This window comes from Amycolatopsis sp. La24, from assembly GCF_029087445.1.
Classification (GTDB): Bacteria; Actinomycetota; Actinomycetes; order Mycobacteriales; family Pseudonocardiaceae; genus Amycolatopsis; species Amycolatopsis nivea.
This window is the reverse complement of record NZ_JARACH010000063.1, coordinates 1-23,457: the sequence shown is the minus strand read 5'-3', so window position 1 is coordinate 23,457 and position 23,457 is coordinate 1. Positions and strand designations below refer to the sequence as shown.

The following is a 23,457-nucleotide window of genomic DNA, read 5'->3' as shown; positions in this document are numbered from 1 at the left end:
GGCCGCACGTGAAGGTCGTCATCGCCGGCGCGGGCATCGGCGGGCTGACCGCTGCCCTGCGGCTGCACCGCGAAGGCATCGAATGCGCGGTGTACGAACAGAGCACCCGCGTCGCCGAGCTCGGGGTCGGGATCAATGCCTTGCCGCACGCGGTCAAGGAGCTCGCCGCGCTCGGGTTGCTCGGCCAGCTGGACGAGATCGGGATCCGCACCCGCGAGCTGTTCTACACCCATCGGCTCGGGCAGGTGATCCTGCGCAAGCCGTGCGGGCTCGACGCCGGGTTCACGCTCCCCCAGTACTGCCTGCACCGCGGCAGGCTGCGGAACATGCTGCTGCAAGCGGTCCAGACCCGGCTGGGCCCGGAAGCGGTGCGGACCGGGCATCAGCTGACCGGGTTCGAGCAGGACGCGCAGGGCGTGCGGGTGCGTTTCGCTGAGCGGGAAAGCGGCCAAGAGGTGACCGTGGCCGGGGACGTCCTGGTGGCGGCCGACGGGATTCACTCGGCCGCGCGGTCACTCCTGTTCCCCGAGGAAGGACCGCCACGCTGGAACGGGGTCTTGATGTGGCGCGGCGCCACCGACTGGCCCGCGTTCGGCGGCGGCGATTCGATGATCGTCTCCGGCGGCACCGCGGCCAAGCTGGTGATCTATCCGATCGGACCGGGCCGGAGCGCGGGCACCCGGCTCACCAACTGGGCGGTCTGCGTTCAGACCGGGCGGCCCGGCGACCCTCCCCCGGACCGGCAGGACTGGGCCAAACCCGGCGACCGCGCGGAGCTCGCCCGGCACGTCGGGCGGTTCCGGTGCCCGGAGGTCGACCACGCCGCGCTGGCCGAGGCCACCGGGGAGATCTTCGAATTCCCGATGTGCGACCGGGACCCGCTGCCCGCCTGGTCGCACGGACGCGTGACGCTGCTCGGCGACGCCGCCCATCCGATGTACCCGATGGGCTCCAACGGCGCCGGCCAGGCGATTCTCGACGCGTCCAGCCTCGCCGCACAGCTGACGCGGCACGCCGATCCCGCCGAGGCGCTGCGCGCGTACGAAGCCGACCGGCTGGCCGCCACCGGCGAGATCGTGCTGCGCAACCGCCGGGGCGGCCCGGAAAACGTCATCGACGAGGTCGAGCGGCGCGCGCCGGACGGCTTCGACCGTCTCGAAGACGTCATCGACGCGGCGACGCTCGACGCGATCGTCAGTGGCTACGCACAGGCTTCCGGGGCGTCCCAGCAGCAGGTGAACCGCACCTGAGGTCAGGTGCCCTCCACCGAACCGGGCGGCAGGAAGTCGACGTCGTGCAGCGCCGACACCCGGACCACCTCGGCCGGGTCGGTCAGGTTGTGCAGCTTGTCGAACAGCGTCGCCAGCTTCCCGGCCGGGCTCACCCAGAACAGTCCCCGGGTCATGCCCTCGCTGCGGTTGTAATAAGCGTGCGGGAGCCCCTTCGGCATCCGCACGGTGTCGCCGGGGCCGGCGGTCTCCCACTGGCCGTCGAGGTAGAGCGTGAAGACGCCCTCCAGGATGTAGATGTGCTCGTCCTGCGTCGGATGGACGTGCGGCGGCACCCCGGTGCCGGGCGGATCGAGGGTCTCGAACGCGAAGCTCGATTCGCTGGCCGCCTTCATCGAGTAGGTGTGGCCGAGCACGTTCCACACCTTGTTCCGCATGCCCTCGCGGGCGGGCGTGATCCCCTTGGGCAGGGGACCTAGCACGATTTCCTCGCCGGTCATCACACCTCCTGGCCGATGGTTTCGTCCGACAGGGACTCTGCGCTATCCGGACGCCGGTGTACAGGTGCCATTCACGAGAACGCGAGAACGCCGTCCGCGAGAACCGGTGTCCCGTCCGTCGTGCAGACCTCGAAGGCGACGGCACCGGGAAGCGTCCGGCCCGCGTGGACCGACAGGGTTGTCCCAGGGAAAACCGGGTTCGTGAAGCGGCATTCGACCCCAGTGGGCTCGCCCGGGTAAACGCGGATCCGCGCGCATCCGCTGTAGACGACCGCGTTGGTCGCGCGGCCTCGAAGGACTCGATACGGACGAGTCCGGCAGCATCGGACGGCTCGCGCTTTAGCAATGGGGCCGCGATCTCGTCGCCTTCGCGCGGGTGCCCGCCGCGGTACGTGAGGGGAACCCTGGGGGAATCTGATTCCGTCAGGGTTCCCCTCACGGCTTTGAAACTTAGCTGCGCGGGCGCTCAGTTGTACTCGGAGATCTCCACCCCGAACGTCCCCGGTTCCAGTGCCTCGAAGATGTGCGGCACGTCCCCCGGATAGCAGATGTAGTCGCCCGGCAGCAGCTCCACCGGGTCGTCCATGATGCCGATCCGCGCGCGGCCGGCGCACAGGACGGTGTGCTCGACCACGCCGCTCATGTGCGGATCCGACCGCCGCGGGACGCCGGGCTCGGCGCTGACCAGGTAGATGTCCCGGCGCGCCGCGGACGGGCACGCGGACAGCAGCGTGCACGCGTAGTCGGCGTGTTCGGCGAACACCGTCGGGCCCTTGCCCGCGCGGATCACCTTCACCTCCTGCCGTTCCGGTTCGACCAGCCGGGAGAACGGCACGTCCAGCGCGACGCCGAGCGCCCACAGCGTCTCCACGCTCGGGTTGCCCGCCCCCGATTCCAGCTGGGACAACGTGGATTTCGCCAGGCCGGCCCGGCGCGCGACCTCGGTCAGCGAGAGGCCGGCGCGGGCCCGCTCGCGGCGCAGGGACGCCGCGATGATCTCCAGCGGCGCGCCCGTGCTCTCGTTCGGCATGTGTGTTCGCTCCATCAGTCTTCTCGTTCGCCTTGACGAACAGGCTCCGACGTGTTCAGCATAGGACACTATGCGTTCGATTTGGCGAACACTCGACCGCGGCCTCGCCCGCGACATCGGTCTCGTGTGCCTGGCCGACACCCTCGTAGGCGTGTCCTACGGCGCCATCGCGGTGGGCTCCGGCTTCCCGCTGTGGGCGCCGATGCTGCTCTCCCTGCTGGTTTTCGCCGGCGCGTCGCAGTTCATGTTCGTCGGCATCGTCGCCTCGGGCGGCAATCCGCTCGCCGCGGTCGCCGCCGGGCTGCTGGTGAACGCGCGGCACGTGCCGTTCGGCTTCGCGGTCGGCGACGCGCTCGGGCGCGGGCTGCTCGGACGACTGGCCGGAAGCCACCTGATGATCGACGAATCGGTGGCATTCGCGCTGGCCCAGCGCGACGCGGCCCGGCGGCGGGCGGCGTACTGGGCGTGCGGCGTCGGACTCTTCGTGTGCTGGAACCTCGGGGTCGTCGTGGGCGCGTTCGCCGGGTCCGCGATCAGCGACACCGACGCGTTCGGCCTGGACGCCGCCTTCCCGGCGGTGCTGCTGGCGCTGGTGCTGCCGTCGCTGAAGGACCGGGCGTCGCGGCTGCCGGTGCTGATCGGCGTGGTGGTCGCGCTCGCGGCCACTCCCCTGCTCCCGGCGGGCCTTCCGGTGCTGCTGGCGCTGGTCGGAGTGGTCGCGGGCGCCGCCGCGAAAGAGCCGAAGTCCCTGGAAGGAGCGCACTGATGGACGGCGCGGAACTGATCATCGCGACGCTCGTGCTGGCGGCCGGGACGTTCGCGTTCCGGCTCGCCGGGCCGCTGCTGCGCACGAAAGTGCGATTGTCCCCGAGGGCCGAACGGCTGATGGCCCTGTCGGCGGTGGTGCTGCTCGCCGCACTGGTCGCGACCAGTGCACTGACCGAGGGGCCCGAATTCGCCGGAATCGCCCGGCCCGCCGGGGTGCTGGTGGGCGGGGTGCTCGCGTGGCGGAAGGCCCCGTTCGTGGTGGTCGTGATCGCGGCGGCGGCGACGGCGGCGCTGCTCCGGCTCGCCGGGGTGCCGTAACCGTTCCCGGAACAATTGCGCAGCGAATTCCTGACGGAATTTTCCGCGGTCGATCTTCCGGCAGGAAAATACCGATCAGGCGCGGGAGACGAATGCTCGTCCCCCGCGCCTGGTCGGCAGGGAAATCAGTTTCGGTTCATCGAGCGGAAACGGCTCGCGAACCGGTCGTGCCGACCGCACCGCACGTCGGTTCGTCCGGCTGGGCGGACACGCTCACCGCGTCCCAGGCCGCCTTCACCGAATTGAACTCGGTGCAGCCGTTGGGGAACAGGTTCTTCGCCGCGGTCAGCGTCCAGGTGCGGTAGCTCTGGTAGGAGCTGCCGCTGGTCTTGAGCAGCATCGCGTTGTAGAAGATCTGCACCGCGGTCTTCACGCCGAGCCCGGTGACCGTGGAGTTGTTGCAGGTCGGGCTGGTCGGCTGGCCGTTGGTCGGGTTCGACCCCTCGGCGAGGAGGTAGAACCAGTGGTTGCCGGGGCCGGCCGCGGCGTGCACCTCGGTGCCGGGAATCGAGCTGTCGTAGCAGTTCGCGTGGCCGAGCTGGGACGGGTCGTACATGTTGCGGATCGGCCCGCTGCCGACGAGGTTCACCTGGTTGCCGACGAGGAAGTCCGGGACCGCGTACGGCGCGGGCTCGTTCGCGAACCACTCCGACGAGGCGCCGAAGACGTCCGCGACGAATTCCTGGGTGCCGCTGCCGGACATGCTGCCCGGGGTGTGGTCGTCGATGCCGTGGCCGAACTCGTGCCCGATCACGTCGAGCGAGCCGATCCACTGGCCCGCGGTGTTGTTCCCGACCTGGACCTGGGTGCCGTCGTAGTAGGCGTTCTGCTCGTTGAGGCCGACGCGGATCGGCCAGGCGCCTCCGTTGCCGTCGAAGCTGTTGCGGCCCAGCCATTGCGACAGCATCTTGTTCTCTTGCTGGATGCCGTACAGCGCGTCGGCGCAGCCGGTTTCCCGGTCGGTCTCGTCGCCGTTGCCCCAGCTGTCCGTCGACTTCGTGAAGGTCTGCTGGGTGTCCGCGTCCTGGCAGCTGAGGTTCGCGATGTTCGGGTCGGTCATCGAGTATCCGCCCGCGCCGTCCGAGGACGTGTCGAGGTGCAGCGGCTCCGGGCCGTTCCAGACGCCCTGCGCGTCGCCGTACGCCACGTGTTCCTGCGTGTGCAGGACCTTTCCGGTCATCGCGTCGACGACGACGTCCAGCTTGCTCGGCCCTTCCGCGTTCCGCCCGGTCACCCGGGTCGTCCAGGCGAGTTTCGGGCTGCCCAAGGCATAAGTGGCGAGGGTCGCGGGCCGCACACTGTCCACTGTGGGCACTTGGGTGCGGGCGATCGCCTCGGCCTGCTTGGCGGTCAGCTTCGGCGACGTGCTGGGCAGGTCGATCGCGGCGGTCTGCGCGACCGAGGTGGCGAGCACCTTTCCGGCCGAGTTCGTGGCCACGACGAAGTCGCCGCCGATCACCGGGAGACCCTTGTACGAGCGGTCGTACGGCACGTATTTCAGGCCGTTGACCGACGAGATCACCTTGTGCTGCTGGAAAACGTCGTCCTTGCCGGCGTGCAGCGCGGCGGGCCGGGAGGCGACCAGCGCCTGCGCGGCGGTGGCCGCCATGGCTTCGGCGGCCTGCGGACTCTGCGGTTCGAGCGGTTGCGCGTGTGCTGCGGTGGCCGTGGTGACGGCCCCGGCCAGCACCCCGGCTGCGAGCAGCACGAGCGGTCGGCGCGATTTCATCGGCGGTGTTCTCCTCCGGACAGGCCGGATCAGGCCCGGGGGTGGGGGCCGGATTCGGAAGTGGAATGGGATCGAACCCCGTCAAGAGTCGGGTTTTTTCCCACTCCGGACAACCGACGAAGGTCGTTAATTTATCAACTTCGGCGCATGGATCCCGATTTCCGGTTCCCGCTTTCCGGGAATTCCGCGTTCCGCCCAAGAATCGCCACTCGCCCACCCCGGCAGCAGTCCGGCGTTCCGGATGAATCCGGCGGCAATGAGCCGGTTAGTCCTTTGTAGACAGTGGGATTTCCGCTGTCCATAGTGGACTCGACCGGTCCGGCGCGCCGGGCTCCCTAGATGAGCGAACGGCTGGTCCCGGGCCGTTCGCCTTGCTTCCCGGCGGGTCGCGGGTGTGTGATCGGAGACACAGTTCTTCCATCCGCCGTCGCTGAGGAGGCCGTCATGGCCGACAAGCAGAACAGGAGTGCCGACCCCGGGGCCGCCGTCGCTGTGGACGACCCCGCCAAGGTGCGCAACGTCGTCCTCGTCGGGCCTTCCGGTTCCGGGAAGACCACGCTCACCGAGGCACTGCTCGCCGCGTCCGGCACGGTGCCGCGCGCCGGTTCGGTCGTCGAGGGCACCACGGTGTGCGACCACGACCCCGCCGCGGTGCGCCAGCAGCGCTCGGTCGGGCTTTCCGTCGCCCCGGTGCTGCACGCCGGGCACAAAATCAACCTCATCGACACCCCGGGGTACGCCGATTTCGTGGGCGAACTGCGCGCCGGGCTGCGCGCCGCGGACGCCGCGCTGTTCGTCGTCTGCGCCGCCGAGGGCGTGGACGCCGCCACCGTCGCGGTGTGGGAGGAATGCGCGTCGGTCGGCATGCCGCGCGCCGTCGTCGTGTCCCGGCTCGACCACCACCGCGCCGACCCGCTCGCCGAGATCGCCGCCTGCCAAGCCGCCTTCGGCGCGGGCGTGCTGCCGCTGTACCTTCCGGCGCCGGACGGCCTGGTCGGGCTCGTCACCCAGCGCCGCTACGACTATTCCGCCGGCTACCCGCCGCGCGTGGGCGAGCCGGACCCGGCCGTGGCCGAGGAGTTCGCCGAAGCCCGCAACGAGCTGATCGAGGGCATCATCGCCGAGAGCGAGGACGAGACCCTCATGGACCGCTACCTCGGCGGCGAGGAGATCGCCGAGGACGTGCTGATCGCCGACCTCGAGACGGCCGTCGCGCGCGGTTCGTTCCACCCGGTCATCCCGGTGTGCGCGACCAGCGGGGTCGGGCTCGCCGAGGTGCTCGACGGCATCGTGCGCGCCTTCCCCTCGCCGCTGGAGCACACCCCGCCCGGCGTGACCAGCCCCGACGGCGCCGAACACGCGGCGCTGTCCGCCGATCCGGACGGGCCGCTCGCCGCCGAGGTCGTGCGCACCGCGGTCGACTCGTACGTGGGACGGGTTTCGCTCGTCCGGGTGTTTTCCGGGACGCTGCGGCCGGAGCACCCGGTGCACGTCTCCGGCCACGGCCTCGCCGAACGCGGCCACGAAGACCACGACGCCGACGAACGCGTCGCCCACCTCTACTCGCCGCTCGGCGCGAACCTGCGCGAGGTGCCGTTCTGCGTCGCGGGCGACCTGTGCGCGCTCACCAAAGTGGGGTCCGCGGAAACCGGCGACACGGTGTCGTCGCCGGACGATCCGCTGCTGATCAAACCGTGGCGGATGCCCGAACCGCTGCTGCCGGTCGCCGTCGTCGCGAAGTCCCGCAGCGACGAGGACACGTTGTCCCGCAACCTTTCCCTGCTCGTCGCGGGCGATCCGACCCTGCGCCTGGAACGGAACGCGGAGACCGGGCAGCTCGTGCTGTGGTGCATGGGCGAGGCGCACGCGGAGGTCGTCCTGTCGCGGCTGCGCGCGGGCGGCGCGGACGTCGGCACCGAGCCGGTGCGGATCAGCCTGCGCGCCACGTTCGCGAAACCGGCGCGAGGCCACGGACGGCACGTGAAGCAGTCCGGCGGGCACGGGCAGTTCGCGGTGTGCGACATCGAGGTCGAGCCGCTGCCGCGCGGCGGCGGATTCGAGTTCGTGGACAAGGTGGTCGGCGGCGCGGTGCCGCACCAGTTCATCCCGAGCGTCGAGAAGGGCGTGCGCGCACAGCTGCAACGCGGCGTCCAGGACGGCTATCCGGTGGTGGACGTGCGCGTGACGCTGACCGACGGGAAGGCGCACAGCGTCGACTCGTCGGACGCGGCGTTCCAGACCGCGGGCGCGCTCGCCCTGCGGGAAGCGGCGGCGGCCAGCCGGATCTCGCTGCTGGAACCCCTGGACACGGTCGAGGTGAGCCTGCCGGACGAACACCTGGGCACGGTGCTGGGCGACCTGTCCTCCCGCCGCGGCCGCGTGCTGGGCACGGAATCCGGCGAAGGCGGGCACACCGTCGTGCACGCCGAGGTGCCCGCGGCGGAACTGCTGCGATACGCGGTGGATCTGCGCTCGCTGACCTCGGGAACGGCGACGTTCACTCGGCGGCATGCCCGCTTCGAGCCGATGCCGCAGGGAGCCGCCGTCCCCACCTGAGCGCGTCTCGTGCGTGTTGATGCCGGTTAGAACCGGCACCGCCGCTCACGACCTGCCCACGAGGCAAGCGCCCCAATGCCACATTGGGTGCATGTGACGCACCGAATGCCACATTGGGTGCGTGGGACGCACCCAATGCCGCATTGGGGCGCATCGCCGCTCGCGAGTCAGAACTCGAAGCCGCCCGGCCGCCCGTTGCGGTCCGCCACCAACCCGGCCAGTGTCGCGATCGCGATTTCCGCCGGGGTGCGCGAGCCGATGTTCAGCCCGACCGGCCGGTGCACCCGCGCGATGTCCGGTTCCGCCACGCCCAGCGCGCGCAGGGCTTCCACGTGCGGTCCCGGATGCCGCGGGTTGCCCAGCACGCCCACCCACCGCGTCGGCGTCGCCAGTGCGGCTTGCAGGACCGTCCCGAGTTCCGGGCGGTGGTGGTCGGTCACGACGACGTCCGCGTCCGCTCCCGGAGACGGCGCGGTGGTGCGGACTTCGACGCCTTCCGGGGCATCGCTGGCCCGCGCCTCGTCCGGCTCGAACAGCACGGCGTGGTAGCCCAGATCGGCCGCGTAGCGCAGCAGGTATCGGGCCACCGGCGAGGCGAACACGGCCACCAGGGTCCGTTCGGCGGGCGGTTCTTCGACCTCGCCGTGTGCGACGGCGCAGGCATCGGGTTCGGTCGTCATGCGCCTCAGTCTGCCTCAGAGGTCCGGCTCGGCGAATTCGAAGTACTCCGGCAGCGGCGCGGTCCCGGCGAGCTTGAAGTACCGCACCTTCCGGCGCCGCCGCAGCGCCAGCGTGTCCCGCACGGCGTCGTTGTGCACGCGGCGCGCGATGACGACCCGGTGTTCGGCGTCGGTCAGTTCCTCGGCGAGCACGACCGGCAGCCGGGACCGGTCGATCGGGGCCAGGACCAGCGTCAGTTCGTTCTCCGCGGCCTCGCGGTCCGGCCGCGCGGCAGCCTCGGCGCGAGCGGCCGCGGCGTGCAGATCCGCGCCGTCGTGCAGCACGGCGGCGACGGCTCGGGCTACCACGGCTCGGCGCGCGAGAGCGGCTTCCAGAGCGGCCCAGCCCGCGTCGGTCCGGACGTGCAGGCGGTCGAGCCGGTTCGCGGTCGCTACCAGGAACAACCCGCCGAGCACCACGATCGCGGCCGCCGCCACGAGCAGCCACACCAGCACCGTCACGCGAGCTCCCGCTCCCCCGCCGCGACCAGCCGGGGATCCGCCGCGATGGCCGTCTCGTACACCCGCAGCACCTGCGTGACCACGACTCCCCAGTCGTACGCGGTCACCCGCTCGCCCGCCGCGGCGGCGAGCGACGCGCGGTGCGCCGGGTCGCCCAGGAGTTCGCGCAGGCCGTCGGCCAGGGAGACCGGGTCGCCGGTCGTGGTGAGCATTCCGGCGCGGCCGTCGTCGAGGACGCGGCGGAACGAGTCGAGGCCGCTCGCCAGCACCGCGGTTCCCGCCGCCATCGCCTCGGTGAGGATCATCCCGAAGCTTTCGCCGCCGGTGTTGGGTGCGCAGTAGACGTCCACGCTGCGCAGCGCACGCGCCTTCGTCTCGTCGTCGACCTGGCCCAGCAGCTCGATGTGCGGCCACAGCTGCGGCCCGGCCATCCGCCGCAACTGCTCCGGCTCGCCGCGGCCGACCACGAGCAGCCGCAGGTCCTCGAACTCCGGCAGCAGCCGCCGCGCGGCCTCCAGCAGCACGTCCATGCCCTTGCGCGGTTCGGTGAACCGGCCGACGAACCCGATCGTCCCGCCCGCCCGCGGGTAGCCGTCCAGCGGCAGCGCGCGGGAAAAGAAGTCGACGTCCACGCCGTTCGGGATCTCGACCGCGTCGCCGCCCGCGTGCTCCACCTGCACCCGCCGGGCCAGCGCGGACACCGCGATCCGCGCGGTGATCTTCTCCAGCAGCGGACGCAGCACCGGCTGGAACGCCGCCAGCGTCCGCGAGCGCGTCGTCGCGGTGTGGAAGGTGGCCACGATCGGGCCGTCCGCGACCTTCAGCGCCAGCAGCGACAGGCTCGGCGCGGCCGGTTCGTGCAGGTGCAGCACGTCGAAGCCGTTGTCCCGGATCCAGCGCCGCACCCGGGCGTAGGAAACCGGCCCGAACTGCAGCCGCGCGACCGAGCCGTTGTACGGGATCCCCAGCGCCTTGCCCGCCGGGTGCACGAAATCCGGCAGCTGCGCGTCCTCGTCCGCCGGGGCCAGCACCGACACCCGGTGCCCGCGTTCGAGCAGCGCCTTAGCCAGGTCGATCACGTGCCCCTGGACCCCGCCCGGAACGTCGAACGAGTACGGGCACACGATCCCGATCTTCAACCCGCGCGCCACCCGGGTCAGCTCGCTTCTTCCAGCGCCGTCGCCGCCGCGTCGGCGGGCCAGAACGGCTGCAGCATGTGCCAGTCGGCCGGATGCGCGGCGATGTCGCCGGCGAACACGTCGGCCAGCGCCTGTGTCGCGGCGGGCACCTCGGCCCGCGCGGTGACGCGGATGCGCGGGTGGATCCGGATCTCCCAGCCGTCCTCGGTGAACCAGCAGCCGGTCGGCAGCAGCGCCGCGCCGGTGGTGGCCGCGAGCCGCGCCGGGCCGGGCGGCAGGTGGGTCTGCTCGCCGAAAAACCGCACCGGGATCCCGGACGACGTCAGGTCCCGGTCCCCCAGCAGGACCACCACCTTGTTCTCGCGCAGCCGCCGCAGCAGCAGCCGCATCGCCGCGCTGTCGCCGGTCAGCGGCACGATCTCGAAGCCGAGCGACTCCCGGAACGACACGAACCGGCGGTACAGCGATTCGGGCTTGAGCCGTTCCGCGACCGTGGTGAAGGTGCCCGCGTAGCTCGCGAGCCAGACTCCGGCGATGTCCCAGTTCCCGCTGTGCGGCAGCGTCATCACCGCGCCGTTGCCCTCGGCGAGCGCGGCGTCGATGTTCTCCGCGCCGGTCACCGTCACCTGCTTCGCGACCGCCGCGTGGTCCATCGCCGGGAGCCGGAACGTCTCGAACCAGTACCGCGCGTACGACCGCATCGCGCGCCGCACCAGCTCGTCCAGCTCCGCTTCGCCTGCCTGCGGCACGACGCGCGCGAGGTTGGCACGCAGCTGCCGCACTCCCCCGCCGCCGCGCCGCGCGGCCATGTCGGCGCCGAAGGCGAACGTCGCCGACCCGAACGACTTCGGCACCCGCCGGACGAACCGCCAGCCCGTCGCGTAGCCGAACTCGCTGAGCCGCTGGGACAGTGTGCTCACGGTTGCGCCCCGCCTGCCGATGAGTCGGCCTGTTTCGCCGCGGCCGCCCGCGCCGCGCTCGCGACCGCCGCGGCCCGCTGCAGCAGCGTGACCACCGACAGCACGGCGAGCAGCCACAGCGTGATCTCGACGGTGTAGGGCACGCCCAAGCCGTGCAGCCCGGTGCCGACGAGGGCGATGATGAGCCGCTCCGCGCGTTCCACCAGCCCGCCGTCGGCTTCGAGGCCGGACGCTTCGGCGCGCGCCTTCACGTAGGAAATGACCTGGGCCAGCACGAGGCAGATCAGTGCGGCGGCCGCGGCCCGGTTGTTGTGGTCCTGGACGAAGCACCACCACGCGATCGCGGCGAACAGCGCGCCGTCGACCAGCCGGTCGCACGTCGCGTCGAGCACCGCGCCGAAGGGCGTGCCGTACCCGCGGGCGCGGGCCATCGCGCCGTCGAGCAGGTCGAGCATGGCGAAGCCCCACACGGTGAACGTGCCCCACAGCAGCATCCCCTGCGGGAAGAACGCCAGCGCGCACGCGACGGCGCCCGCGGTGCCGAGCACGGTCATCGCGTTCGGGGTCAGTCCGGCGCGGACCAGGGCGGCGCCGATCGGGTCCGTCACACGGGAGACCGAGGCACGGGCGAAAATGTTGAGCATCTTCCTCGTCTGTGCACCTGATTCGGGGGCGGGTGGGCGACGAAAGCCTATCGACCCCGCTGTCCGAACCGGACCCGCCCGCCCGCGACCCGCCGGAACGTCAGCCGGATTTCGGCAGTTCGGCGAGCGGCGCGGCCGATTCCGCCGCCTCCTCGGCCTCCCGGACGGCCTGGCACTTGGGCCGCAGCCCGGCCAGGATCGCCTCGGAAATCTCGCCGAGCTGGCGCACCTGCTCGGCGCTCAGCTGGTCGAACAGCGTCTCCCGGACCGCCTCGACGTGCCCGGGCGCGGCCTCCTCCAGCGCGGCGAACCCGGAGTCGGTGAGCACCGCCCACGACCCTCGCTTGTCCGTGGGGCACGACTCGCGCTGGACCCAGCCCTTCGCCTCCAGCCGCGCCACCGCGTGCGACAGCCTGCTGCGCGACGAACCGCGCACCGACGCGAGTTCGCTCATCCGCAGCCGCCGTCCCTCCGCTTCGGACAGCGCGACGAGCACCTCGTAGTACGTGTGCGGCATGCCCGACTCGTGCTGCAGCTGTCCTTCGAGGTGGGCGTGCAGCAGCGAACTGGCCTGGGCGTAGGCGCGCCAGACCCGCTGCTCTTCGTCGGTCAGCCAGCGTGGTTCGGACATATCGTCATCATACGCTGGTTGAGCACTCAATTACCGCCGCGCGACGGGCCTCACCACGCGCCCGCGAGCAGGTCGCGGGTTTCGCCGAGCAGCTGCGGCAGCACCTTCGTGTGCCCGATCACCGGCATGAAGTTCGCGTCGCCGCCCCAGCGCGGCACCAGGTGCTGGTGCAGGTGCGCGGCGATGCCCGCCCCGGCGATCACGCCCTGGTTCATCCCGATGTTGAACCCGTGCGCCGCCGAGACCGCCCGGATGACGCCCATCGCGTGCTGGGTGAACTCGGCCAGCTCGCGCGTCTCCTCGGGCGTCAGGTCCGGGTAGTCCGCGACGTGCCGGTACGGGACCACCATCAGGTGCCCCGGGTTGTACGGGTACAGGTTCAGCACCGCGAACACGGTTTCGCCTCGCGCGACGATCAGCGCGCGCTTGTCGTCGCCGAGACCGGGCAGACGGCAGAACGGGCAGCCGTCGGACTCCTCGCCCTCGGGCTTGTCCTGGCCGCGGATGTAGGCCATCCGGTGCGGGGTCCACAGCCGCTGCAGCGCGTCCGGGACCCCGACCCCGTCCTGTTCGACGAGTTCCGGCTCGGTCACTTCAGGATCTTCTCCACGGCCTCGGCCGACGGCGACGCGTTCTCCCGGCGCTCGACCCATTCGGCGATCGCGTCGACCGCCTGGTCCACCGGGATCCCGTTGATCTGGCCGCCGTCGCGGAACCGGAACGACACCGCGCCCGCCTCCGCGTCCTTCGCGCCGGCCAGCAGCAGGAACGGCACCTTCTGCGTGGTGTGCGTGCGGATCTTCTTCTGCATCCGGTCGTCGCTCGCGTCGACCTCGACGCGGATCCCCTTGGCGCGCAACGCCTTCTCCACGCCGCGCAGGTACTCGACCTGGTCGGCGGTGATCGGGATGGCGACCGTCTGCACCGGCGACAGCCACGCCGGGAACGCGCCCGCGTAGTGCTCGGTCAGCACGCCGAAGAACCGCTCGATCGAGCCGAACAGCGCGCGGTGGATCATGATCGGCCGCTGGCGGCTGCCGTCGGACGCGGTGTACTCGAGGCCGAACCGCTTGTTCTGGTTGAAGTCGAGCTGGATGGTCGACATCTGCCAGGTGCGGCCGATGGCGTCCTTCGCCTGCACCGAGATCTTCGGGCCGTAGAAGGCCGCGCCGCCCGGGTCCGGCACCAGCTCGAGGCCGGAGTCGACGGCGGCTTGGCGCAGCGTCTCGGTGGCCTCCTCCCACTCCCAGTCCTCGCCGATGAACTTGTCCGAGTCGCCCCGGGTGGACAGTTCGAGGTAGAAGTCGGACAGGCCGTAGTCGGCCAGCAGGTCCAGCACGAACTTGAGCAGCGACCGCAGCTCGGACGGCATCTGCTCCTTGGTGCAGTAGATGTGCGAATCGTCCATCGTCAGGCCGCGCACGCGGGTGAGGCCGTGCACGACGCCGGACTTCTCGTAGCGGTAGACGGTGCCGAATTCGAACAGCCGCAGCGGCAGTTCGCGGTAGGACCGCCCGCGCGAGCGGAAGATCAGGTTGTGCATCGGGCAGTTCATGGCCTTGAGGTAGTAGTCCTCTTCCTCGAACTGCACCGGCGGGAACATGGTGTCCGCGTAGTACGGGAGGTGCCCGGAGGTGTGGAACAGGTCGCCCTTGGAGATGTGCGGCGTGTTCACGAACTCGTAGCCGGCCTCCTCGTGGCGGCGGCGCGAGTAGTTCTCCAGTTCGCGGCGGATGATGCCGCCCTTGGGGTGGAACACCGGCAGGCCGGAGCCGATCTCCTCGGGGAAGGAGAACAGGTCCAGCTCCGCGCCGAGCTTGCGGTGGTCGCGGCGCTCGGCCTCGGCGATGCGCTCGAGGTGGGCGTCCTGCGCCTCGGCCGATTCCCACGCGGTGCCGTAGATCCGTTGCAGCTGCGGGTTTTTCTCGTTGCCGCGCCAGTACGCGGCGGCGACCCGGGTGAGCTTGAAGGCCGGGATGAACTTGGTGGTGGGCACGTGCGGGCCGCGGCAGAGGTCGCTCCACACGCGCTCCTTGGTGCGCGGGTCGAGGTTGTCGTAGATGGTCAGCTCGCCAGAGGAGGAACTGTCCACCTCCATGACCTCGCTGGTGTCCACAGCGTCCACATCGGACTTGAGGTCCACCAGCTCGAGCTTGAACGGCTCGTTCGCCAGTTCCTCTTTGGCCTCGTCGGCGGAGGCGAACACGCGGCGCGAGAACTGCTGCGCGCCCTTGACGATCTGCTTCATCCGCTTCTCGAGCTTCTGCAGATCCTCGGGCGTGAACGGCTTTTCGACGGCGAAGTCGTAGTAGAAGCCGTCGCGCACCGGCGGGCCGATGCCGAGCTTGGCGTCCGGGAATTCCTGCTGCACGGCCTGGGCGAGCACGTGCGCGGCGGAGTGCCGGATCACGCTGCGGCCGTCCTCGGTGTTCGCCGCGACGGCCTCGACCTGGGCTTCGGCTTCCGGCGCCCACGCGAGGTCGCGCAGCTTCCCATCGGCGTCGCGGACGACGACGATCGTGTCCGGGCCCTTGGTGGGCAGCCCGGCTTCGCGCACCGCGGCGCCCGCCGTAGTGCCCGCCGGCACCACCACGCGCGGGGCGGGTACGGCGGCAGCTGACGACGGTTGGGACACGATCGGACTCCTTTGGGAGATGTGACTGAAACGGCTTCCGCTGATGCTAGCCGTCGGCGGGTTCGCCGATTCGACCGCCGTCAGCCAACACTGCCCCCGGACGCCGAAAGGCCGCCCCGGGCGTGCGGGGCGGCCTCTCGGCGGCGCGGGAAGGATCAGAGAGTGTCGACGACCTGGTCGAAGTCGAGCCGCGGCAGGCGGTCGAACCACGGGTTCTCGCCCGGCTTGCCGATGTTCACCGCGACGAGCGAACGCCAGTTGTTGCCGGAGAAGAACTCCTTGTCGACGCCCGCGGCGTCGAAGCCGGTCATCGGGCCCGCGGCCAGTCCGGCGGCGCGCACGCCGATGATGAAGTAGCCGACCTGCAGCAGCGAGTTCAGCTTGGAGAACTCGACGCGGCCCGCCTCGTCGGCGAAGTTGTCCTTCACGCCGGGGTTGTGCGGGAAGGTCTGCGGGATGTTCTCGTGGAAGTCGACGTCCGCGGCCAGGATCACGGTCAGCGGCGCGGCCTCGGTCTTGGCGCGGTTGCCCTCGGCCATGTGCGGCAGCAGGCGCTGCTTGGCCTCGTCGCTGCGGATCACCAGCGCGCGCAGCGGCTGGGTGTTCATCGAGGTCGGGGCCCACTTGACGAGGTCGTAGATCGCGCGGACCTGCTCGTCGGTCACCGGCTCCGAGCTGAAGCTGTTGGCCGTGCGCGCCTCGCGGAACAGCAGGTCCTGCACCTCGGCGGGCACCTGCAGCTGCTGGGACTCTGCGAAAGTAGTCATCGGTTCGGCGTTCCTTCCGTGCTGTCGCCTACGCACGGCACCAACATGGTTGAACGCTTGACTATTTCGCTCACGGCTCGGTTGTGACTCAGCGCACAGGAAGGCCGCCGGTCCGTTACGGGACCGGCGGCCGCGGGCGGAACGATCTTCGCAGGTCAGTAGGCGCCCTGCCCGGCGAGGACCGCGCGGAAGGTCTTCCAGAGGATCACCAGGTCCAGCGCCAGCGACCAGTCCTCGACGTAGCGCAGGTCGAGCCGGATGCTCTCGTCCCAGGAAAGATCGCTGCGCCCGCTCACCTGCCACAGCCCGGTCAGCCCCGGCTTCACCAGCAGCCTGCGGCGCGCGGCCGGAGCGTACGTCGCCGTCTCCTCCGGCAGCGGCGGCCGGGGCCCGACCAGCGACATCCGCCCGGAGACGACGTTGAACAGCTGCGGCAGTTCGTCGAGCGAGTACCGGCGCAGCAGCCCGCCAACCTTGGTGACCCGCGGGTCCTTCTTCATTTTGAAGAGCGGCCCCGCGCCTTCGTTCGCGTTCTCCAGGTCGCGCCGGATCAAGTGGGCGTTCACGACCATGGTGCGGAATTTGAGCATGGTGAACGCTTCGCCGTCCTTGCCGATGCGCCGCTGCCGGTAGACCACCGGACCGCGGTCGCCCGCCTTCACCGCTACCGCGATCGCCAGCAGCACCGGGGAGAACAACGCCAGCAGCAAGGTCGCGCCGCAGCGGTCGACGACCTCTTTGACCAACCGGCGCCCGCCGGTGAACGCGGGCGCGGTCACCCGAAGCAGCGGCATGCCCAGGACTCCGCTGACGTTCAGCCGCGGCCCGGCGACCTCCATCAGCACCGGCGCGACGACCATTTCCGACGAGGTGCCTTCGAGATCCCAGGCGAGCCGCTGCAGCCGCTCGGGATTCCAGTACTGGTCGGCCGTGATGGCGACGACCCGGTACCCGCCGCGGCGCACGTGCCGGGACAGCTCCTCCAGCCGCCCGACGACCGGGACCCCGTCGATCTCCCCGTGCCCGGTGGACGTGCAGACCGCCTCGACCCGCCATCCGACGTGCGCCTCGGTCCGCGTCCGCTTGATCAGGTCCGCGACCGTTTCCGCGCTGCCCGCCGCCATGACCGGCAGCAGGCACAGCCCGCGCCGCCGTCTCCGGTGCAGGATCTGGCGGAGCACGTATCGCTGGGGAAACAGCACTAATGCGACGGCGGGAACTACGAAAAACACCCAGGGCTGCACTTCGAGCGCGCCGAACAGCAGTCCGCCGAACGCGACCAGGACCGCCGCGGTGATCAGCGCCCGGCCGAGCGTGCGGTACTCCTCGGGGCCCTCCCCCAGCACCCGGGCGCTCCAGGCCCGGCTGGCCGGAAGGGCGCAGAGGATCGCGAACGCGGTGCCGAACGCGTGCATGTCGTGCGGCGCCAGCCGGTCGATGACGAAGGCGCTGATCGCGATCACCACGCAAGCCGCGACGAGATCCGAAGCGATGACCGTCCGGCGGTAGCGTTTCTCCCACTCCGCAGCGTGCGTTTTCGGCGGATCTCCTTCTTCCCGCGAGGACGCCGGGACGGGATCGAGCCGGTCTTCCGAGGCGGGATCCACGCGGTCCTCGGCGGCGGGGTCGAGCCGGTGCTTGCCGACGGGCTCCAGCCGGTGCTTGGCGGCGGAGTCGAGCCGGTCTTCCGCGGCCCGGCCGGGCGGCGGCACCGCTACGTCGACCGGCGGCGCGGGAACCGCCCTGAGGTCGACCCGCGGCAGCCCGACGCTGTCCGCGGGCCATGACCGCACCGGTTCTTCCATCAGTCCTCCCGCGCTGCGCAAGCTCCCCGGACCTGATCGCCACCGGCACGCTGAGTCAGGGCCGATGATCACAATCGGTGATCACGAGACGGTCCGGCTCCACGTCGCCGAAGGTGTGACACTCGCCAAGGTATCGGGTGGTCAGCGAGCGGTGTTACAGAGATTTTCCAGCCACGGCCTGCGAGTCTTTCCCGTCAGGAAGCACCGGGAAGATAACGGGGATGTCACGATGGGTCACGCTCACCCGGCAACGGAAATTACCCGCTGTAGTCAAGTTTCCCACTACCTACACCGAACGGCCCAGCAGACCCGCAGCCGAATCAGCTCCCCCGCACGGGTCATCACCCGAGCATGCGCCCGGCCCCAACCGCCGTTCGGGCACAAGCTCTCCGCCGACCCGCCGATTTCCCTTGCCCGCAGCGCAATCCGCTCCGGAATGCGGAGGGCCGCCCGGTTTGCGGCCATTCGGCTGGTCTGAACCATCCGGGGAGGCCCTCCGCCCGCCAGGCCGGGCGTCCGCCGCACATTTTTCGCGGACTGCCGCCGTGTTCTCACCGCGATCAAGTCCACACTGGACACCCGGCCGAGTCCTGGCTCACTCCCTCCGAATCGGAGAGCGCCCCCTCCCAGAACGAAACTGCCTCGGCTCAGGCAGTCGGCGGTGCGGCGGCCGTGGCATTGAGCGCAGTAACCACCGCTTGCTCCTCGAACTCGAAGTGCGCCTCCAGCTCACCAGCGAGCCGCTCCAGTTCCGCACGCAGCCGCACCGGGTCCGATTCACCGGGGACGAAGCTCTCGACCAGTTCCCGGATCGAGTCCTGCAGGCTCGCCACCACCTGATGCTGTTCGGCGAGCTGCGCGATCACCGGCGCGAGCGCGGGGAACTGCTCGGTCAGAGAAGGGAACACCACGGAGTCCTCGCCGACGTGATGCCTGCGCAGCGCGGTGCAGAAGCTGAGGCAGTGGGTCCGCATCTCCTGCGCCAGGCCCGGTTCCGGCCGGACGATCGCCGTCGCGCGGCCGTTGGCCAGGTCGTCCGCCTGCTCGCGCAACGTCCGCAACTCCGCGCGAAACCATTGGTGCACCTCGACGAGCCAATCGCCCATGCCTTTGACCCGCTCGTCGATCCGATGCACAACAACCACCGGAATTTCCCGGGTCGTTTTCGCCTGATAATCGCCGTAACCCGGAGCCTCCGCGATTACCTGCGCGAAAAGCTTCTCGTACGCGGCACCCCGCGGAATGGCCGCCATCGCTTGGTAGGCCTCGCCGCCGACCTCGACGGTCACCAGCGGGTTCCGGCGGATGTTGTGGTACCAGCCGGGATGGCGGTCCGCGCCGTTCGCCGAGGCTACGACCACTCCGTTTCCCTCGATCTCCAGGTAGCCGAGGAGCACCTCTCGGGGCAGGCCGGTCCGCGCGCCGGTCGTCGTCAGCACCGCCAGCGACCAGCCTTCGAACATGCCGCCGAGGGCACCGCGATTCGCCCGGAACTCGGCGATCAGCCGGCGGTGAAAATCGTTGCTCACACAATTCCTTTCGGGTTTTCGGAAAGGAGGAGTCGAGCACAGAAAAGGGCACGCGAAAAGACCCCGCAGGCACAAGGCATGGCGCAGCGATCCGGTCGACGGATCCGCGGAACTGCGAGAGACGGAGAGCCCGATCTCTGTGCTGGCTGGTTAGCCGCTACCTCCATGCGTAGGCCCATACGGGGCGCACGGCTAAATTAGCACAGCTTCCGAACCTCGTGCGGCGAAGGCCGAATCCTTTCGCCGGGCCGGTCGCTCTTATGGACGTGCGGCCACGAGGCCGGCACGACGAAGGAGGCTCGATGACCCTGATCATTGTCGCGGCGGCAGTCGTGGCGGTCCTGGTGTGCAGTTGCGTGGTTTTCCTGCGAGCGCGCGGAAGGTCGAAGCGTGGCTGAGCCCTGGCCGGCAGAGCAGCTCGTGGCGGCGGCGCAGCGCGGCGACGAGGCGTCGATCGCCGTGCTGGTGTCCGGCGCGTACCCGCACGTGCGGCGGTTCGCGTTCTCGTTGTGCGCGAGCAGCCAGGACGCCGAGGACGCGGCGCAGGAGGCGATGATCGTCCTGTTCCGCAAGATCGGAACGCTGCGGGCGACGGCCGCGCTCGCGTCGTGGATGTTCCGGATCGTGCGCAACGAATGCCTGCGGCGGGCGCGGGCTTTGGTGCAGCGCGACGAGCCGGTCCCGGAAGCAGCCGGCCCGTCCGCCGAGGAAGACGTGCTGAGCAGGCTCGAGGTCGAACGTCTGTCCGCCGCCGTCGCCGCGCTGCCCGCCGATCAGCGCGGCGTGCTGATCATGCGCGACATCCAGGGTCTGCCGGGTAAGACCGTCGCCAAGTCGCTCGGCCTGAGCACGGCGGCGATGAAGTCGCGCCTGCACCGTGCCCGCACCGCCGTGCGCGCCCGCCTGGATCTCCCGGAGGAAGACCGATGAGCACCCGACCGTCGTTCGCCAGCAAGTCCCTGCCCGTCCATCTCGCCCGCGGGGCGATCGGATTCGGCCTGATCGCCGCGTCGATCGCGCTGGCCCCGGTGCTCGGATGGGCGAGCGTGCTGTTCCTGCCCGCGGGCGTGCTGGCCCTGCGCGGATGTCCGACGTGCTGGGCGATCGGGCTGGCGCAGACCCTCTCGCGGGGCCGCCTGGAACGGACGTGCGCCGACGGGCAGTGCCGGATCTCGACGAGAGGTTCCTGAACTGGCTGGCCCCACCGTCTTCTCGCGTGCACGCCGTGCGCGACGCGACATGCCAGTCCGGACCGGACCAGCCCTGGAGACGCCGATGGCCTGCCGGCGAAGATCGTCGGCAGGCCATCGGACGCTGCTGGTGGGCGATACTGGGATCGAACCAGTGACCTCTTCGGTGTGAACGAAGCGCTCTCCCGCTGAGCTAATCGCCCGCTCGCGGTGCGGATCCAGCCTACCCCACGACTTTCGGGGGCCTGCAAACGGGTGGTTTGATCCGACTACAGCGCGTCTGCCAGCGAATACCGTCCGAACAATCCCGAGCTAACCAAGGCCTTGCCCGGGCGGGGGCGCGTGCGGGCGTCCGCGACATCCGTGCGACGGTGCTATCGCACAGCGGCCGAACCGCGCAAGATGTACTGGTGGCTCCCCACCGGGCGCCCGCTGAAGGCTGCGCGGCACGGACGGCGACGGACCGGACGGACCTCGGAGCAGACGGTCTCGAACGGGTGATCTCGAGCGCACTCGCGACGGATCCGGGCTCCTGGTGCGTCTCACCGTTGTCCTCGGTCGTCCGGGCCGGGAAGGGAGACGAAGGGTAGGACGATGCGCAACGATCACGTGACGCTCCGCTCGACGGCGGTCTTCGACCTGCTGGCGCCGCGGACCCCGGCGGTTCCGGTGAAGGTGGAGCTGCGCTACGACACCCGCGACCCCTATGCCGTCGTCGCCGCCTTCCGCACCGGGCGGGCCGGCTGGGTCGAATGGGTCTACGCGCGCGACCTGCTCGCCGACGGCCTCCTCGCCGACGCCGGCGACGGGGACGTCCGCATCCGGCCCTCGGTGGAGGACCCGGAGTCGGTCCTGATCGAGCTGAACTCGCCGTCCGGGCACGCCATGTTCGAGGCGTCCGCGCAGGAGCTGGCCGATTTCCTCGACCGCACGTACGACGTCGTGCTGCCGGGCAACGAGCACCTGTGGGTCGACGTCGACGACGCGCTCACCCACCTGATCCCGAACGATCTGGCCTGATCACCGGCCCGCGAGCGGGCCAACAACCCCCCGGTGCCAGGACGGTTGCCGGGGTCCGATATGGTTTCTTCACACCACGGCGACGGGGTGCGGACCGGAATACCGGCACCGCCTCAGACCCGAGGTAGTGCGGACGTAGCGCAGCTGGTAGCGCATCACCTTGCCAAGGTGAGGGTCGCGGGTTCGAATCCCGTCGTCCGCTCGGAGGGCTAAAGCCCCATGCGGTGGAGTGGCCGAGAGGCGAGGCAACGGCCTGCAAAGCCGTGTACACGGGTTCGAATCCCGTCTCCACCTCGCGCGATTAGCTCAGCGGGAGAGCGCTTCCCTGACACGGAAGAGGTCACTGGTTCAATCCCAGTATCGCGCACCAGCATTATTTGGAAGCCCTGCCTTCTCCTCGGAGAGGCAGGGCTTTTCCGTGCCCCCGTGCTTCACGCCGGGAGCAAGGTCGACCCCAGCGGCCGGTGTTCGTCGAAGCCGGGAAGGACCAGGAAGGTCCCGCTCGCGGTGGTGGTCGTGAACGGCAGCAGCTCGTCCGCCGCCTCCATGCTCGCCAGCGTCGCGGTGAACGTGTGCAGATCGTTCTGGAAGCTCACGAACAGCAGGCCGGGCGCCGGCGCGTCCATGCTGTAACTGCGGCGCAGCATGAGCCCCGCCCCCACGACGTTCGCGTGCGCCCGGCGGATATGGGCGCCGGCAGGGACGAGATAACGGCCGTCCGGCGTTTTCGCGCCCAGCTCCGGCCCGTCGCCGATGGCGCCGCCCGACAGCGGAACCCCGGTGTCCCTCCGGCGGCCGAACACGGCTTCCTGCTCCGCGACCGGCAACGCCGCGAACCGCGCCACGTCGAGAACCATCCGCCGGACGACCGCGATCGTGCCGCCCGCCACCGGAGCCGGTCCGGCAATCCACAGATCCCGCTGCTGCTCGGCCGGCGTGCGCGGGCCGATGATCCCGTCGACAAACCCCAAGACGTTCCGCGGCGCGGTCTGCCCGTCCGAGACCGGAATGTGCGGCCCGCGCGCTCCGGACTGCCGCCAGCGCTCGCGCACGCCCGGCGTCGCCAGGAGCGCAGCCGCGACGATCGGCGGGACCAACGGGTCGCTGGCGCAGATCTGCAGCAGCAAATCCCCGCCGCGGTCGGCAGGAGCAATCTCCTCGCGGGCAGCCGGAGGGAGGTCTTGCGCGCCCGGCAGATGCGGGCTCACGGCCCGGACCAGCCTCGGCCCGACCCCGACCGTCACGGTCAGATCGCCCGCAGGCAAGCCCAGCAGACGCTCGTCCTTTCCCGCAGTCGCAGCCAGGATCTGCCGCCCCAATCCGGCGAGAAGTGGTCCTGGCGCAACGGAAACCTCCGCACTGACAACCAAAAGATGCGATTGCGGCTGCTGCGGCGCGATGATCCCGGCTTGATGCGCCCCAGTGGGCACAATCGGACCGGGCCGGTTCTCGCCGTCGGACACGGGAGCCGCATGACACCCGGCGGCGAGTCCGGCGGTCACGGCCGCCCCGAGAAAAGCCCGCCGGGAAGGGCGGCGCTCAGCGGAATTCACGACGGGCAGCGTGACAGATCCAGGTGCGGCAGGCGAATTCGGCTCGGCAAACGGGTGTTTGCTCGGCAGCCCGGCGAGGTGGCGCACCGCTCGCGACCCGCGACGAGAGTCCCGGCCGACTCCGCTACCTCGACACGTACCGCATGCGCTGCTGAATCAACGGCGGGAACCATGCGAGTCCGGCAGTGCGGCACCCGCCCCAACTCGCAACCCCCGACCCCGCAACCACTCCCGCCCCGCACGCGCCGCAACTCTGGCAGCACAGCCGCACTCCCGCACCCGACCGCCGACCCCATCGCTCCCTCCCTCCCTC

22 protein-coding genes and 4 tRNA genes are annotated in these 23,457 nt (G+C 70.5%); 10 read left to right on the top strand and 16 right to left on the bottom strand.

Going from position 1 to position 23,457, the window contains the following annotated elements; all coding sequences use genetic code 11:
• Window positions 1–8: 8 nt before the first annotated feature.
• Complete coding sequence (locus PUT80_RS37680) at window positions 9–1,250, top strand: flavin-dependent oxidoreductase (protein WP_275294969.1); 1,242 nt, start codon at window positions 9–11, stop codon at window positions 1,248–1,250.
• A gap of 2 nt (window positions 1,251–1,252) precedes the next feature.
• Here the strand turns inward: PUT80_RS37680 and PUT80_RS37675 are convergent, their stop codons facing one another.
• Window positions 1,253–1,729 (bottom strand): cupin domain-containing protein, encoded by a 477-nt coding sequence (locus PUT80_RS37675; protein WP_275294968.1) that lies wholly within the window; start codon window positions 1,727–1,729, stop codon window positions 1,253–1,255.
• A 466-nt stretch (window positions 1,730–2,195) separates the two neighbouring features.
• Window positions 2,196–2,759, bottom strand: a complete 564-nt coding sequence (locus PUT80_RS37670; RefSeq protein WP_037815642.1) for an XRE family transcriptional regulator — start codon at window positions 2,757–2,759, stop codon at window positions 2,196–2,198.
• Window positions 2,760–2,829: 70 nt separating this feature from the next.
• Between PUT80_RS37670 and PUT80_RS37665 the strand changes: the two genes are divergently transcribed.
• Window positions 2,830–3,525, top strand: a complete 696-nt coding sequence (locus PUT80_RS37665) for an AzlC family ABC transporter permease (RefSeq protein WP_275294967.1) — start codon at window positions 2,830–2,832, stop codon at window positions 3,523–3,525.
• Complete coding sequence (locus PUT80_RS37660) at window positions 3,525–3,845, top strand: AzlD domain-containing protein (protein WP_275294966.1); 321 nt, start codon at window positions 3,525–3,527, stop codon at window positions 3,843–3,845. The genes PUT80_RS37665 and PUT80_RS37660 overlap by 1 nt, the downstream gene beginning before the upstream one ends.
• 136 nt (window positions 3,846–3,981) lie before the next feature.
• Here PUT80_RS37660 and PUT80_RS37655 read toward each other — a convergent pair whose 3' ends face one another.
• Window positions 3,982–5,574: a M4 family metallopeptidase gene (locus tag PUT80_RS37655; RefSeq protein WP_275294965.1), complete on the bottom strand. Its 1,593-nt coding sequence runs from the start codon at window positions 5,572–5,574 to the stop codon at window positions 3,982–3,984.
• A gap of 444 nt (window positions 5,575–6,018) precedes the next feature.
• Between PUT80_RS37655 and PUT80_RS37650 the strand changes: the two genes are divergently transcribed.
• On the top strand, window positions 6,019–8,130 hold the full coding sequence (locus PUT80_RS37650) for an elongation factor G-like protein EF-G2 (RefSeq protein ID WP_275294964.1): 2,112 nt from the start codon (window positions 6,019–6,021) through the stop codon (window positions 8,128–8,130).
• Between the two features lie 167 nt (window positions 8,131–8,297).
• Here the strand turns inward: PUT80_RS37650 and PUT80_RS37645 are convergent, their stop codons facing one another.
• The 11 genes from PUT80_RS37645 to PUT80_RS37595 all read right to left on the bottom strand — a co-directional run bounded on the left by PUT80_RS37645 (window position 8,298) and on the right by PUT80_RS37595 (window position 19,381).
• Entirely contained in the window at window positions 8,298–8,810 is a 513-nt protein-coding gene (locus PUT80_RS37645; RefSeq protein ID WP_205673286.1) for an XdhC family protein, read from the bottom strand.
• A gap of 15 nt (window positions 8,811–8,825) precedes the next feature.
• Complete coding sequence (locus PUT80_RS37640) at window positions 8,826–9,311, bottom strand: hypothetical protein (RefSeq protein ID WP_037815634.1); 486 nt, start codon at window positions 9,309–9,311, stop codon at window positions 8,826–8,828.
• Window positions 9,308–10,450: a glycosyltransferase family 4 protein gene (locus PUT80_RS37635; RefSeq protein WP_037815685.1), complete on the bottom strand. Its 1,143-nt coding sequence runs from the start codon at window positions 10,448–10,450 to the stop codon at window positions 9,308–9,310. Before PUT80_RS37635 ends, PUT80_RS37640 begins: the two co-directional genes overlap by 4 nt.
• Before the next feature lie 17 nt (window positions 10,451–10,467).
• Window positions 10,468–11,370 (bottom strand): phosphatidylinositol mannoside acyltransferase, encoded by a 903-nt coding sequence (locus PUT80_RS37630; protein ID WP_037815633.1) that lies wholly within the window; start codon window positions 11,368–11,370, stop codon window positions 10,468–10,470.
• Window positions 11,367–12,014 (bottom strand): phosphatidylinositol phosphate synthase, encoded by a 648-nt coding sequence (gene pgsA, locus PUT80_RS37625; protein WP_037815631.1) that lies wholly within the window; start codon window positions 12,012–12,014, stop codon window positions 11,367–11,369. Before pgsA ends, PUT80_RS37630 begins: the two co-directional genes overlap by 4 nt.
• Window positions 12,015–12,114: 100 nt before the next feature.
• On the bottom strand, window positions 12,115–12,645 hold the full coding sequence (locus tag PUT80_RS37620; protein ID WP_275294963.1) for a MarR family transcriptional regulator: 531 nt from the start codon (window positions 12,643–12,645) through the stop codon (window positions 12,115–12,117).
• A 50-nt stretch (window positions 12,646–12,695) separates the two neighbouring features.
• Entirely contained in the window at window positions 12,696–13,238 is a 543-nt protein-coding gene (locus PUT80_RS37615; RefSeq protein ID WP_037815627.1) for an HIT domain-containing protein, read from the bottom strand.
• Window positions 13,235–15,280 carry a threonine--tRNA ligase gene (gene thrS, locus PUT80_RS37610; RefSeq protein ID WP_037815625.1) on the bottom strand — a complete coding sequence of 682 codons (2,046 nt, stop codon included), beginning with the start codon at window positions 15,278–15,280 and terminating at the stop codon, window positions 13,235–13,237. Before thrS ends, PUT80_RS37615 begins: the two co-directional genes overlap by 4 nt.
• Before the next feature lie 155 nt (window positions 15,281–15,435).
• Window positions 15,436–16,047, bottom strand: a complete 612-nt coding sequence (locus tag PUT80_RS37605; RefSeq protein ID WP_037815622.1) for a malonic semialdehyde reductase — start codon at window positions 16,045–16,047, stop codon at window positions 15,436–15,438.
• 155 nt (window positions 16,048–16,202) lie between these two features.
• Window positions 16,203–17,852 (bottom strand): sugar transferase, encoded by a 1,650-nt coding sequence (locus tag PUT80_RS37600; RefSeq protein WP_275294962.1) that lies wholly within the window; start codon window positions 17,850–17,852, stop codon window positions 16,203–16,205.
• 647 nt (window positions 17,853–18,499) lie between these two features.
• Window positions 18,500–19,381: a nitroreductase/quinone reductase family protein gene (locus tag PUT80_RS37595; RefSeq protein WP_275294961.1), complete on the bottom strand. Its 882-nt coding sequence runs from the start codon at window positions 19,379–19,381 to the stop codon at window positions 18,500–18,502.
• Window positions 19,382–19,771: 390 nt separating this feature from the next.
• Here PUT80_RS37595 and PUT80_RS37590 point away from each other — a divergent pair, with 390 nt between their 5' ends.
• Window positions 19,772–20,311, top strand: a complete 540-nt coding sequence (locus PUT80_RS37590) for an RNA polymerase sigma factor (RefSeq protein ID WP_037815614.1) — start codon at window positions 19,772–19,774, stop codon at window positions 20,309–20,311.
• A complete protein-coding gene (locus PUT80_RS37585; RefSeq protein ID WP_037815611.1) occupies window positions 20,308–20,571 on the top strand; it encodes a hypothetical protein in 264 nt (87 codons plus the stop codon). The genes PUT80_RS37590 and PUT80_RS37585 overlap by 4 nt, the downstream gene beginning before the upstream one ends.
• Before the next feature lie 128 nt (window positions 20,572–20,699).
• Here PUT80_RS37585 and PUT80_RS37580 read toward each other — a convergent pair.
• Window positions 20,700–20,774 (bottom strand) — tRNA-Val (locus tag PUT80_RS37580).
• 391 nt (window positions 20,775–21,165) lie between these two features.
• Here PUT80_RS37580 and PUT80_RS37575 point away from each other — a divergent pair.
• The 4 genes from PUT80_RS37575 to PUT80_RS37560 all read left to right on the top strand — a co-directional run bounded on the left by PUT80_RS37575 (window position 21,166) and on the right by PUT80_RS37560 (window position 21,961).
• Complete coding sequence (locus tag PUT80_RS37575) at window positions 21,166–21,591, top strand: SsgA family sporulation/cell division regulator (protein WP_005159130.1); 426 nt, start codon at window positions 21,166–21,168, stop codon at window positions 21,589–21,591.
• 129 nt (window positions 21,592–21,720) lie between these two features.
• Window positions 21,721–21,793 (top strand) — tRNA-Gly (locus tag PUT80_RS37570).
• 21 nt (window positions 21,794–21,814) lie between these two features.
• Window positions 21,815–21,885, top strand: a tRNA-Cys gene (locus PUT80_RS37565).
• 1 nt (window position 21,886) lies between these two features.
• A tRNA-Val gene (locus PUT80_RS37560) sits at window positions 21,887–21,961 on the top strand.
• Window positions 21,962–22,022: 61 nt separating this feature from the next.
• Here PUT80_RS37560 and PUT80_RS37555 read toward each other — a convergent pair.
• The gene (locus PUT80_RS37555; RefSeq protein ID WP_275294960.1) at window positions 22,023–23,144 is read right to left on the bottom strand and encodes a Dyp-type peroxidase; all 1,122 of its coding nucleotides are present in this window, start codon (window positions 23,142–23,144) and stop codon (window positions 22,023–22,025) included.
• Window positions 23,145–23,457 lie beyond the last annotated feature (313 nt).

What these genes read in the sequence shown, in the direction of transcription:
- PUT80_RS37660 (WP_275294966.1), top strand. Translation starts at nt 3,525, where the DNA reads ATGGACGGCGCGGAACTGATCATCGCGACGCTCGTGCTGGCGGCCGGG.
- PUT80_RS37605 (WP_037815622.1), bottom strand. Translation starts at nt 16,047, where the DNA reads ATGACTACTTTCGCAGAGTCCCAGCAGCTGCAGGTGCCCGCCGAGGTG.
- PUT80_RS37670 (WP_037815642.1), bottom strand. Translation starts at nt 2,759, where the DNA reads ATGCCGAACGAGAGCACGGGCGCGCCGCTGGAGATCATCGCGGCGTCC.
- PUT80_RS37675 (WP_275294968.1), bottom strand. Translation starts at nt 1,729, where the DNA reads ATGACCGGCGAGGAAATCGTGCTAGGTCCCCTGCCCAAGGGGATCACG.
- PUT80_RS37665 (WP_275294967.1), top strand. Translation starts at nt 2,830, where the DNA reads ATGCGTTCGATTTGGCGAACACTCGACCGCGGCCTCGCCCGCGACATC.
- PUT80_RS37585 (WP_037815611.1), top strand. Translation starts at nt 20,308, where the DNA reads ATGAGCACCCGACCGTCGTTCGCCAGCAAGTCCCTGCCCGTCCATCTC.
- PUT80_RS37655 (WP_275294965.1), bottom strand. Translation starts at nt 5,574, where the DNA reads ATGAAATCGCGCCGACCGCTCGTGCTGCTCGCAGCCGGGGTGCTGGCC.
- pgsA (WP_037815631.1), bottom strand. Translation starts at nt 12,014, where the DNA reads ATGCTCAACATTTTCGCCCGTGCCTCGGTCTCCCGTGTGACGGACCCG.
- PUT80_RS37575 (WP_005159130.1), top strand. Translation starts at nt 21,166, where the DNA reads ATGCGCAACGATCACGTGACGCTCCGCTCGACGGCGGTCTTCGACCTG.
- PUT80_RS37645 (WP_205673286.1), bottom strand. Translation starts at nt 8,810, where the DNA reads ATGACGACCGAACCCGATGCCTGCGCCGTCGCACACGGCGAGGTCGAA.
- PUT80_RS37620 (WP_275294963.1), bottom strand. Translation starts at nt 12,645, where the DNA reads ATGTCCGAACCACGCTGGCTGACCGACGAAGAGCAGCGGGTCTGGCGC.
- PUT80_RS37650 (WP_275294964.1), top strand. Translation starts at nt 6,019, where the DNA reads ATGGCCGACAAGCAGAACAGGAGTGCCGACCCCGGGGCCGCCGTCGCT.
- PUT80_RS37600 (WP_275294962.1), bottom strand. Translation starts at nt 17,852, where the DNA reads ATGGAAGAACCGGTGCGGTCATGGCCCGCGGACAGCGTCGGGCTGCCG.